At 53.9% G+C, this 11521-nt stretch carries 11 protein-coding genes and 1 other annotated feature; of the genes, 4 read left to right on the forward strand and 7 right to left on the reverse strand.

Features of this window, described 5'->3' with window-relative positions:
- Positions 1-98: 98 nt before the first annotated feature.
- The 5 genes from AC13EY_RS14200 to AC13EY_RS14220 form a co-directional block, all read right to left on the reverse strand.
- Positions 99-1217 (reverse strand): UvrD-helicase domain-containing protein, encoded by a 1119-nt coding sequence (locus AC13EY_RS14200; protein ID WP_482875811.1) that lies wholly within the window; start codon positions 1215-1217, stop codon positions 99-101.
- Positions 1217-3523 carry an AAA family ATPase gene (locus AC13EY_RS14205; protein WP_482875812.1) on the reverse strand — a complete coding sequence of 769 codons (2307 nt, stop codon included), beginning with the start codon at positions 3521-3523 and terminating at the stop codon, positions 1217-1219. Before AC13EY_RS14205 ends, AC13EY_RS14200 begins: the two co-directional genes overlap by 1 nt.
- A gap of 418 nt (positions 3524-3941) precedes the next feature.
- Positions 3942-4853, reverse strand: a complete 912-nt coding sequence (locus AC13EY_RS14210; RefSeq protein WP_482875814.1) for a DUF4238 domain-containing protein — start codon at positions 4851-4853, stop codon at positions 3942-3944.
- 227 nt (positions 4854-5080) lie between these two features.
- On the reverse strand, positions 5081-5470 hold the full coding sequence (locus AC13EY_RS14215; protein ID WP_482875826.1) for a toll/interleukin-1 receptor domain-containing protein: 390 nt from the start codon (positions 5468-5470) through the stop codon (positions 5081-5083).
- Between the two features lie 367 nt (positions 5471-5837).
- Positions 5838-5984: a hypothetical protein gene (locus AC13EY_RS14220; RefSeq protein WP_482875816.1), complete on the reverse strand. Its 147-nt coding sequence runs from the start codon at positions 5982-5984 to the stop codon at positions 5838-5840.
- A 382-nt stretch (positions 5985-6366) separates the two neighbouring features.
- Here AC13EY_RS14220 and AC13EY_RS14225 point away from each other — a divergent pair, with 382 nt between their 5' ends.
- Positions 6367-7245 (forward strand): helix-turn-helix transcriptional regulator, encoded by an 879-nt coding sequence (locus AC13EY_RS14225; RefSeq protein ID WP_482875817.1) that lies wholly within the window; start codon positions 6367-6369, stop codon positions 7243-7245.
- Between the two features lie 242 nt (positions 7246-7487).
- Here the strand turns inward: AC13EY_RS14225 and AC13EY_RS14230 are convergent, their stop codons facing one another.
- A complete protein-coding gene (locus tag AC13EY_RS14230) occupies positions 7488-8258 on the reverse strand; it encodes a Fic/DOC family protein (RefSeq protein ID WP_482875819.1) in 771 nt (256 codons plus the stop codon).
- Complete coding sequence (locus AC13EY_RS14235) at positions 8255-8515, reverse strand: hypothetical protein (protein ID WP_482875820.1); 261 nt, start codon at positions 8513-8515, stop codon at positions 8255-8257. Before AC13EY_RS14235 ends, AC13EY_RS14230 begins: the two co-directional genes overlap by 4 nt.
- A gap of 488 nt (positions 8516-9003) precedes the next feature.
- Between AC13EY_RS14235 and AC13EY_RS14240 the strand changes: the two genes are divergently transcribed.
- The 3 genes from AC13EY_RS14240 to AC13EY_RS14250 all read left to right on the forward strand — a co-directional run bounded on the left by AC13EY_RS14240 (position 9004) and on the right by AC13EY_RS14250 (position 11481).
- Positions 9004-9546, forward strand: a complete 543-nt coding sequence (locus tag AC13EY_RS14240; protein WP_482875822.1) for an SLATT domain-containing protein — start codon at positions 9004-9006, stop codon at positions 9544-9546.
- Positions 9543-10205, forward strand: coding sequence for a reverse transcriptase domain-containing protein (locus tag AC13EY_RS14245; protein WP_482875824.1), 663 nt, complete (start codon positions 9543-9545; stop codon positions 10203-10205). The genes AC13EY_RS14240 and AC13EY_RS14245 overlap by 4 nt, the downstream gene beginning before the upstream one ends.
- A gap of 47 nt (positions 10206-10252) precedes the next feature.
- Positions 10253-11481, forward strand: a protein-coding gene (locus AC13EY_RS14250) for an IS3 family transposase (protein ID WP_123891115.1) whose coding sequence is annotated in 2 segments (ribosomal slippage) — positions 10253-10541 and positions 10541-11481 — 1230 coding nt in all. Because the reading frame shifts where the segments join, the coding sequence is not laid out codon by codon here.
- Positions 10531-10647: a sequence feature (AL1L pseudoknot), on the forward strand. (Overlaps the previous gene by 117 nt.)
- Positions 11482-11521: the final 40 nt, after the last annotated feature.

Consider the following 11521-nt stretch of genomic DNA (forward strand, 5'->3'; position numbering starts at 1 on the left):
CTGAGAAAGGCTAACGCTCAAAACGCGGTATCGATTGACCCATCGTGACCGCTCAGAGTACAAAACACGTTCCAGCGTGAAGGCCGTGTGCAAATCGGTCACGATCCCCGGAATGACCGGTCACGTTCGCCGGAATACGCACCTTCGAAACCCATGCGGCGGGCAGCCATCTTGTGCTCCAAGATCAGCGTTTTGCGGCCTTCCCTGCCGGTGGCCCACTGAGCATCACCCGAGATCTCTGCCATTTGCTCAGCGATCTGGTCTTCTAAGCTAAAATCTTGCCCTGGTGCTTGCCCTATGCAGAACATACGCACCACACCTTGGGCAGCTCCCGGCTTTGGTATCTGTCGATAATCATCCGCGCCTGCGCGGATATCGTTGATTAAATCGACAACTCGTATCGGACAACGACGATTGATACGTTTCTCAGGCTTGGCCCAGTCTGACGGTATGGCTTCGTGAAGCTTTGGCTTCCCGTCGTTGTAGATACGCTGCATCGTATCGCCGAGCAGCCCTAAGCAAAATCGTCCAGGAATCGCCTCCTGAGCTTTCAGAAATGCATCCATGAGCGAGCCGTTCGTATCTTGGCTTTCATCGATGAGCAGTACCGGGTGCCTATCCGCCATAACATCGAGTAAGGGCGGCTGGGGTAGAAAAGCTGCAGCCATCTGAATGACTTCACTGTGGTTCAGAGATTGCCTGCTTCGGTTGTCTCCCGTCGGGCTGTAGGTAAAGTCCGCAATTCCATCCAGGGACGCCAAACGACGGGCTTTGCTATCCCGGCTCGCTTGGTTAGCCAGGTAGGTCTTGTTCACTGATCTCGCCCGAACGAGCTTGTCGTCCAGTTCAGCGATGTCGCACACTAGCTTGGTACGTAACCATTCACGAATGTCGTCGTTGAAGCCCTTGATCAGCTTCCAAGAGAAAGCATGAATCGTTGAAACCTCAACCAGCGGATCGTGCTCAAGTCGACTCGCAATCTCCTCACAAGCTGCGTTGGTGTACGTGATGATCGCGATTTGCCGGCCTTCAAACGTGAGGCGCTGGCGCTCCCGTTCTTTAAGTGATTTCACTGCGACGACGAGGGAGTGGGTCTTTCCTGAGCCGGCACCTGCGTATAGGAAAAAACTGCGTGGCATCTCCAGGTTAAGACATTCCTGGATAACGTCATCCGCAGTGGGCTTCATTTCATCGGAGGCATCCTTTTTGGCATTCATTAGGAAGTCACCTCGACACTGTCCGTCGGGATAATCAAGAGCTCCTTGCTCTTCTTCTTCAACTTATCTTCTAACCAGACGAGCCCTTCCCGGATGTACTCTGGAACAGCCAACTTGGTGAAGTCAGGGTCTCCAAGCACCTGTAACGCGAACTCCGCCTTGTCTCCCGATCTGAGCGCGTCGAACAAAGCCTGACCTAGATCGTCTGCAGTTGCAGAATCACGCAACGCTTTGGCGAAAGCCTTGGTCAGACCCCGACCTTGCTTCGTTGCAAAGTGCTGCACATTGCTGAGCACCAGACTGTCCTCAAAGGTGTTGGGCAGCGCCTGATCTTCACCTTTAGTCTTGGGCAGAACAACGTTGATAGGTGTCTGATAAGCAATATGGATCGCAAACAGGTCGTCTATCTGCTGCGATTTTTTCTCCGCATCCAGATCCAGCAATGTGTCGACATCATGCCCAATATTCAGGGCGGTGACCCAACTGCGCAGGGTAGGATTATTGGTTACTTGTTTCGCCTTTCGCTTGACGGGTACCGCTGATTTCTTGAGTCCTGCGTCCAAATCCGTGACCACCAGCGTCACAATTCCCAGCGCATCGACTAATGGCCTGAGGCGATGCGCGTGACTGCCTCCAATATCCAGGATGGTGATGTAGCAGCGGTCAAGGAAGGGAAAATGACTGCGAAGGAAATGCGGCATCATCATTCGCTCAGCAGCGCCTTCTACCAAGATCACAGCGTCCGCGAAGAAGAGATCGGCATGCTGCGCCCGGAGGTAACGAGTCACAAACTCCTTGGTTTGCTTGTGGCGGTTTTTGTCCCCGAACACTGTGCTCAAGTTTGAGACGGTGGACACCGGGATGGGTACACCGGCCATTCCTGCGGGTAGCCTTCGGAAATACCGAAGGTTTGCATAATCCGTCTCATGAGCAACATGGCTGGAGTGGGAGCTGACCACCAGCTGTGTTTTGAGCCGCGGGTATTTCTTGAGAAGCGAGTCATTACATAGGACGTGATACGCGTGCTTGATGAATGCTTGTTGCACTTGGACATGAAGATGAGCTTCAGGCTCCTCAACCAGCACCAGGTGGATCGGCTCGACGCCTGCGTCGGACTGCTCCTCGGTATTTTTATACTTCCTCAGCCACTCATCCCGAAATGCCATCAACTGAAAAATCATTGAGATCAGGTTCTGATAACCGAGCCCGTTGGATGTTTCGGGGAGGCGCATGGGAGGAGCTCCAGGCGCACCTGCGACTGAATCCAACTCGAACAGAACCGCAGATTCATGGTTCATACCGTCCGTAGGGGAAAGCCGGGTTTCTACCCTGATCGCCGGGTCGGTATTATTCGGATAGCCTAGTCCGGCGACCTCCTCCAGGGCGGGAGCGAAACTGGAAGTTAGTCGGGAATCGAAGGCCGATTGTGCAGCTTGAATGGCCGTCAGCGCCTCTAGGTCCGAAATGTCAGGGCTGTCACCAGGATCCAGATGTCTACTATAGTAAGCACGCAATTGCTCAGTAAGTTTTTTCCCTGAACCACCTCGTCCCTCAGTGATGGACTCCTCGGCACTATCACCAAAGCCGCGCTGCGCATTAATCTCGTGAACGCGTATGAGATCGGTCAGTGGATTGCTCTCCAGCGGACGTGCGTTCGCAGACAGAGCTTGCGGGCTGGCGTGGCGGGTATTGGGATCTGGTTCGCAGAGCTGCGCCGGATCAAGACGATACCAGCGTATTGTGAACATCGCCCCCAAGCGTCGGTTAAAGTAGTCATGCAGACTTTGCGGCCAAAGTGAAAGGGTGGGTGGAGTTTTTCCTTCCTCGGTCTTGTTCAAGATCTCCTGCAGCAGTGTTTTGACGCGATTACGCTCTTTCCGGTAATCGGTGAAGAGTTTAGCCATGTCCTTGGGCTCAAGTCGAAAACGCATCCCGACGCAGCCACCTTTCCAGGCAAAATTGGGAATCAGGTCTTTGATGCAATGCAGTTCCCCTTGCGAGGCCTCCACCCATAGATCGAGAGTCGGTAGCCAATGCGTCCACTGGTTTGCCTCTGGTATCTCGAAGGTTTCGCCAGCCTCTTCCCACTCGACACCAATGGCATTAATGGTCGCGAGGTGAGCAAGAGTTAAATCCTGGAGACGGAAAGCGCTCGCTTTCGACAGCAGAAATTTACGCAGCGCCAACATCGCGGAGGACTTACCACTGTTGTTGGCCCCGACCAAAAGGGTGGTGGTGCTAGCCAGGTCGATTCGAACGGACAGGAGCTTGCGGAAATTTGCGATCTCCAAGTGCTGGATCTGCATAGCCTCTTCCTTGTGACGGCTTAAGGTAATACGCCGGGCTGATGGATTTTAAAACTCTAACTCAGCAGCTCTTCTAGAGCTGTATCACTGTTCAAAAAATCTCACAAAATCCCAAGCGACAGTACTGATCTCTACACGGATAAAGGTTGAATAGCCCTGGTTTCTGTAGGCACCTGATGACCGCATTTGGCCGGGTGCGGCTTGGTGCGTCGGGCGTCTCCCGGCCAATCGCGGACGCCAAAAGATGCCTACGAAACCAGGGGTGATTCACCTTACGGTCAAGAACTGGCCATTACAGAAAATTTGGGATGCGTTGCTATTAGCCGGCGTCAACCCGATACGACTGTCTCTGGGAAAAATAGCGCCAGCAACACCAACTAAAGCACATTTCCTTGTCAGTTTAAGCTGGATAAAGCTTCTAACGACTCCAAGCATCTTCAGCCCGCAAGAAGTCTTCGACGTACTGGCGCTGATCCAAAACATCTGGACGATTCAAGGCCCAGCCGAGATGGGTGAAAACAAACTCACCTTGCGCATCATCAGAGTAGTATGCTGACTGCGCTTTCCCCAGAGTGTACAGGTTGATCAGCTGAGCAAGAGCATGAGGCTTGAGGCGGTCAAAAGCTACGATGGATGGGTTATTTGAAAAAACTAACGCTTTACTCGGACTTATAGCAATTATGAACAACAGGTCTTTCAAGTAGTCGCCCCAGCGGGAGGTGGGGTAATCCGAACAGAGCAAACACGAGTGCTCGTAGCTGTACTCTCGCATGGATGCCCGTAAGAGCCCATCTGAAAAAGGCTGAGCAATCAGCGACAGCAATTCGTTCTGGGCGAATAGGATTAAGGACAACACCCCGAGAGACCTACTCGCCTTAAAGTAATCAATTAGCTCATCGACTGACTTGTGCGAGAGTTGGTGTTCGGCCTTGATCTTTTGGCGCAACGGTTCCAGTGCAGAGCGGACATCCATGGCCTTAAGAATGTCAGGATGCCGCGCCTCCAGTGACGTCAGGGTATTCGCCAGTTGCCGGCGGTCGGCTGTATCCCACTTCTGGACACTACTGCCTCGAGCCCTCTCTATAACCTTGTGGCCGGCCTCATCAATCAGAGGGGTTACGTGGCTAGACTCGACTTCAAAGCCTCCATCCGGAAAGTTGATGTAGTACAGATCCTTGATTGAGGCGGTGCGCTTGATGGCGACCGACTTAATCTCCATCGCGCCGCTGAAAGGTAAGCGGCGATAGCGGAAAATTCTACCTTCCGCATGCTGCCAAGCTTTTAAGAAATACTGAGGAATGAAGTGGTGATTGCGAGGGGGGTTCGACATGCAGCAGAACTCTCCAATTTCCGGAGCCTATTCGCGCTGCGGGCCAAACAGCAAAGGCTGCTTTGCCTGTACGCGTTTGGCGTGCCGGCTTAGGCTGCTCCCTCTCTGCCATTTGCAAAGGGCAGAGAGGGTAAATTATAGCTTTGGCTCTTTCACCGAGCCTTGACGCTAGATCTATTGACGAAAGCGGACGGCAGCTCAGATAACAAACTGTATGGGAAATCCAGCTATAGCGAGATCAACTCTGCGATTTTAGCCGCCACCACTGACATAGCGTCTTCCGCAGTGTCCAAGCCGCTCCGTGACGCAAGCAACGGACTTACATTACGGAGAGCGTCATAGGTTGTGTTGTGCACAATGGGAACTAGCTGGTTAGCCGCCAAAAGTGCCGAAAGCTCTTTGTCGGCGACCCCCTCTTTTGGCAGGCGGTCCAACAGCGCGGGGGTCACCAGGACAAGTCCAATGCGTGAGTTGGCTAAACCTTTGTCGATGGCTCGCATCATCGGAACACCAAGCCCAAGGTCCTCCTCGCTAAACCACACTTTGACTCCCGCCGCCACAAGGAGTTCGTGCAGCTCTTTTGCTGCCCCCCGGCGATCATCCCAAGCGTGGCACAGGAATACGTCACGTAAGTCTGGTTGGGCAGTTGCTCGCGCCTCTGCAGCCTAGCGGATTGGTGTAAGTGACTGCACTTGAGCAAATGTGTATGACACGGAGGAATCGGCTTTGGACCAGCGAGGCCTCGAACCGCCGCTAGATCTGCTAGCGGCGCTACTGCTTCCGTAGCTGCTCCTGCGGCTATTAGACGTTGGGTAGGAAGCTCGATAGCTGCTGCGGTAGCGGCAAGCGGGACAGGCTGCTGCAGCTGCCGCTGAGCTATGTCCGCGTACTGGTGCTGTGCATTTAGACATGTCGTGATCCTTGCATAGATAGGAGCTAGCTTCAGGGCAGAAAAACTGCCCTGGGCTCTGTTCAGCGATTAAATCAATTGGCCGATTTTGGGCGAATGACGATGCGGAACGGTTGGCCGTTAGCACGTCGAATCACCTTCCCCGATTTGGTGGTGATGGTCATGCGATAGATGACCTCGCCTTCCTCGTCAGGCTTTTCGAAGATCTCAAGCTGGGACATGGAATGCCTCCGATTGAGGTGGCTCGAACACAGAACTCGCTCCCTTGCGTAAGCAGTCCACAAGGGCTACTATCACAAAGCTTTCATCACAAAAGCGCGAGAGACATCTGGAGCCAGTTCAGATGCCTTTTACTGAGGCCGGTCAAGTTCGCACCTTGACCGGTTTTTTCGTTTTTGGCGTTCCACCTCTTAGCGCAAACCCATTTGCAAGCCGCCTAGTACGCTATAGATTGGATAGCGTGAGCCATAAATCAAATATAACCTAATCAATTTGATTAGATCAAGTACTCATGTAATATGGCTGCCTGTCGGGTGTGATTGGTCACGCGCTATACGTGAGGCAGGATAGGCAAGGCGAGTTAGTGTGTACGATGGAGAGCCGATGATTGATTTGATGGACTGCAGTCAGGCGCAGCGGGAACGCTTGATGTATATAGATTTCCGCCTTTACTTCACGGGGACCGTCTCCCGCGCGGATCTGATGGATCGCTTCGGAATAGGAGCAGCTGCTGCCACTCGCGATTTTGCGCTGTACCGTGAGATTGCCCCTAACAACACAGAGCTTGATGCGGTAGCTAAGCATTATGTGATACGCGACACATTCTCGCCCTTGGTTGCTCATTCGGCTGAGCGGGTGCTTGCTAGCCTTTCTCAAGGGTATGGCTACGGAATGGTAGGAGAGAAGCCACTTATCCTCAGCGAGTCTGTTTCATTACTGAGCAAGCCGAAGGTTGAGATCGTTGCTCCAATCACTCGTGCAATCAGCCTGGGCCAAGTGGTCAAAATCAGCTACACGTCGCGTTCGGGTCAGTCCGAGCGCGAAATCGTGCCTTTTGCCGCTAGTTGTGACGGCTTGCGCTGGCATGTCCGGGCTTTCGATCGGAAGCGCGAGAAGTTTTCGGACTTCGTGCTAGCGCGTATCGGTCATGCTCGGGTTCAGTTGGGGCAGAAACCTCTTAGCGTGGAAGGTCCAAAGTATGATGATCAGTGGAATCGCATGCTGGATTTGCCCCTCGTCCCGCACCCGGACAAAAACTGTAAGCAGATTGTAATGTGCGACTATGACATGCCTGATGGGGTGCTCAGGCTGCGAGTACGCGCGGCGATGGCAGGATACGTCCTGCAGCAGTACCACGTTGACTGTTCTCCAGACCACAGCAATGAGGATGAGGCTTGTCGCCTCTGGCTAAGCGACCCCTTGGTTTTGTATGGAGTGGAGAGCGCTATGTTCGCCCCCGGATACATAAGCCCGAGAGGTTAAAGTCAACTTCCAGAGGTGAGTGAGGATCTCAGAAAGCTGAGCTGTGTTTTGAATGCCGGAATCCTCCCTAGTTTCATAGAGGCTCAATAACTCAAAATCTAATCTAGGTAGGCGTCCGCTTCTGGTCGATAGCTGCGTTTTTAAGAGGTGGGTATCCGCCAGGAGCGGTTAGTGAGCATCTACGAAACGAGGGGCGATTCATTGGTGTTTGGGGCAAACGCTGCCGAGTCCTGGCTTGTAGATCAGCGGCCGGCCTCGGGTGTGTCATCTCTGGGTGGGTAAGGATGCTCGGCGTGATAGGCCGCATAGACCTTCTGAACCTCGGGATTGTCCAGGTTTTCGTAGGTGATACTCTCACCATCCATCCCATCAAGTCCGTTGATTTGCCCGATGATCTGAGGCCACTGATCACGGCTGTGGATAGGCACAATGAACGGGACAAGGTAGCGGTCTAGGTGGCCCTTACTGGGATCATGAATCTCATTGTCGAGGGCTTGGAGATACTCGTCCTTCCGTGTTTTGGCCCAGTCGATGGCAAAGCCAGCTCGATAGCAGAGCTCCATGTAAAACAGGAGGATTGAGCGACCGTTTCCGTCTAAAAATGGGTGCGCAAAGCAAAGTAGCCCCATAACCTCTCCGGGCTTCTGTATAAAGCCTTTTCCCTTGTTCGCCAAGCTAAGGGCATAGTCCACAGCGCGCTCAATCATCGTGGGGATTTCGAAGAACGTGCGCTTAGGATCGCCCTTAGGGCCTTTCCAGACAGAAAGATGAGGGACTAGCTCAAAACGATCACGCCCGGCCCAGGGGTAGAAGTTCTCGAACAACAACCTGTGCACCTGCAAGAGGGACTCGTAATTCAGTGTCTTTGTGCGCGCAAGGTAGGAAAGGGCTTCATCAAGCCCCATTTCGAAAGAGAAGTGTTCGTTCTCCTTTACTTCAGCGGAGTCTTTGAGGCCCAAGCTGTTGCGGAGGTAGCCAGCCGTTTCGAAATCACCGAACGGATCAAAGCTCATCCACCAAGCATCCCCTTCGCCTCACGCTTCTCGATGACGTAGCGGCGCTGGAGGTCAAACGCCTGAGGCTTACTTAGAGCGCCTTTGCGTTTGAGGTTAATCAGCATCTGCTCAACGCTATCGAGAGATACCGAGTCGCCTGCCAGGCGCGTGATGGTGACAGCCATCCAGCTCAGACCATCGCGCTCAGCAGTAACCCCATTGGCCTGGGCAAGTCTCTGAATTTCGGTCGCGACTGAGCCTTTTCTCTTTTTCATCACTGATCCCCTTTTTGCACCCCAAACTTTAGCACCAAACACTTGGCGTCGAAATACCACCAGCACGTTGACAGCACGGGGTTACCGTGCAGCCTAAGGGGGCATCGATGTGGTCAGAGTGAGCTCCACCACCGATCATATCTGGTTGGGGAGCCGAGTTAGACAGTTAGGATTGGCTGCTATTGGCTTGGTGACTCGCTGCTTTCGGTCAGAAGCGGGCTGATTGCGTGCGTAGCCATTACAACTTGGCGGCTCCCGTAATTTGCGAGTTTTCAGTATTCCGACGGCTGAGCTCCTGGCTTCCACTTGCATTGATGGCACTGTAAAATTACGGCGGAAGGGGCGGGTTTTTCCTCTCGTGCGAGCGAGGGCGGTTCTGATAATTAACAGTCTCGGCTGTTGGGCACTTGCCCGCTGATCCCTTTACGGGGATGTTCAACGGTACTCAAATCCTCCTGCCCCTTCCCCTTTATCATGGAGAAGTATCAGTGAAGGATAACGTCTGGTTCACTTATAAGGCTCGCATACGAGCTCATCAGCGCCTAGAGTGGCTGAACTTTCACTCGCAGTTGCTTTTGGTGTGGTTTGCGATTCTTGGCACCACACTTGGTGTGATGACTATCAGGTGCAGTACGTTGCTTGGGCCTGATACTGATGTCATGGCCGCTATTCTCTCGGTAGCTCTGCTTGGCGTGTCTCTCACGGTCTCAAATCACGACTTCCGCGTCAGGGCTATGCTCATGCGCAGCAATTATCTGAAACTACAGAGTCTGCACCGTGATCTTCCGACCGATTCTGCGCCTACAACAGAGCAGGCCAACAAATACGATGAGCTATTGAGCGAGTCGGAAAATCACCGGGAGATCGACGACCTAATCGCACGAGTCTTCGCTCAAGGCCTAACTAGTAGAAAGCCAACAGGCCTGGAGAGTGTCTACGCATTCGCTTGGCTCGCGACGCGCTTCATAGTCACTGTAAGCCTCTACATGCTCCCCTTGGTAGCAGGCATCTATGCCTGGATGACGAAATGAGTGCGGCTCACAGCTTTAAGAAACACTTTGCCAGGAAAAACCTGCTCCGGATCTACACCGATAAGATTAAGCACTCCGGTGCCATAGGACTTGACCGTTCCCGGCCCGCGAGTCTCGACAGCAGGCTGAACGATGAGCTTGACCACATCATCCAGAAAGTTCAGTTAGGAAAATACCGGTTCACGGCCTACAAAGAGAAGCTGATCCTCAAAGGAGCTGGCTCCTCCCCTAGGCAGATTTCTATTCCAACAGCTAGGGACAGAATCGTCCTGCGTGCCCTATGTGAATGCCTCGCGGACGTATTCCCGCAAGCGAAACTTACCTTGCCCCAGGTCGTCATCGACTCGTTGAAGTCTGCACTAGCATCAGGAGATTACGCGGATTACGCCAAGATCGATTTGAAGAGTTTTTACCCTTCCATACCCCACCATCTGATCAGTAAAGCTATAAACAAGAAGATCAGAAAACCTGAACTCAAAAAAATAATTGGAGACGCGGTCAGTACCCCGACCGTGCCCGAATCGAAAGGTAGGAAAGATACCCCAAACTCGACTATTGGGGTGCCTCAGGGGTTAGCGGTGTCCAACCTTCTCGCTGAGATTGCTCTGCAGGACATCGACTTAGCATTCAGGGCTCGGCCAAGAATTTGGTACAAGTGAACCGCCCCGGGTTTCGCGGAGGCTTCAACTCCTGAGAAGATGAAGCCATGAACAAGACAAACAAGTTTTCCCCTGAAGTCCGTGAACGAGCCGTGCGGATGGTGCAAGAGCATCGCGGCGACTATCCCTCGCTGTGGTCGGCGGTCGAGTCGATTGCACCCAAGATCGGCTGCGTACCCCAAACGTTGCTGGAATGGGTCAAGCGTGCAGACGTCGATGCCGGCGTACGGCCGGGCGTCAGCACAGCCGACGCGCAACGCGTCAAAGAGCTCGAGCGCGAGGTCAAGGAGTTGCGCCGGGCCAACGAAATACTCAAGGTGGCCAGTGCGTTTTTCGCCCAGGCGGAGCTCGACCGCCGGCTGAAGTGATCTACGCTCTGGTGGATGGACACCGGGATGCTTTTGGGGTCGAGCCAATCTGCACGGTGCTGCAGATTGCCCCGTCAGCCTATCGCCGGTATGCCGCCCGCCGTCGAAATCCGGATTTGCAAAGCCACCGAGCCCGGCGCGACAGCAAGTTGATGCCAAAGATCGAAGCTGTGTGGAACGCGAACCTGCAAGTTTACGGTGCTGACAAGGTTTGGAAGCAGATGAACCGTGAAGGAGACGCCGTGGCCCGCTGCACGGTCGAGCGGTTGATGCGACGACTTGGCCTGCGCGGAGTCCGGCGTGGCAAGATCGTCCGCACCACAGTCAGCGACCACAAGGCTCCGTGCCCGCTGGACAAGGTGAACCGGCAGTTCCGAGCCGACCGACCGAATCAGTTGTGGGTGTCCGACTTCACCTATGTTTCCACTTGGCAAGGCTGGCTGTACGTGGCCTTCGTTGTGGACGTCTTTGCCCGGCGCATTGTCGGCTGGCGGGTGAGCCCATCGATGACAACCGACTTCGTGCTGGATGCGCTGGAACAGGCCTTATACGCACGTCAGCCTGAACGCGGTAGCCATCTGATCCACCATAGCGATCGCGGGTCGCAATACGTCAGTATCCGCTACAGCGAACGGTTGGCCGAGGCTGGCGTGGAGCCGTCGGTAGGCAGCAAAGGGGACAGCTACGACAATGCCCTGGCTGAGACGATTAACGGCCTGTACAAGGCCGAAGTGATCCACAGACGCTCGTGGCGCAATCGTGAGCAGGTGGAACTGGCCACGCTCCAATGGGTGCATTGGTTCAATCACCAGCGACTGCTCGAACCCATCGGATATATACCGCCGGCAGAGGCTGAGGCAAACTACTATCGGCAACTAGCCAGTCAGGCTTCCAAGGTGGCGGCTTGACTTAAACCAAACAGCCTCCGCGAAACCCGGGGCGGTTCAG

The organism is Halopseudomonas sp. L-58 (assembly GCF_056859475.1).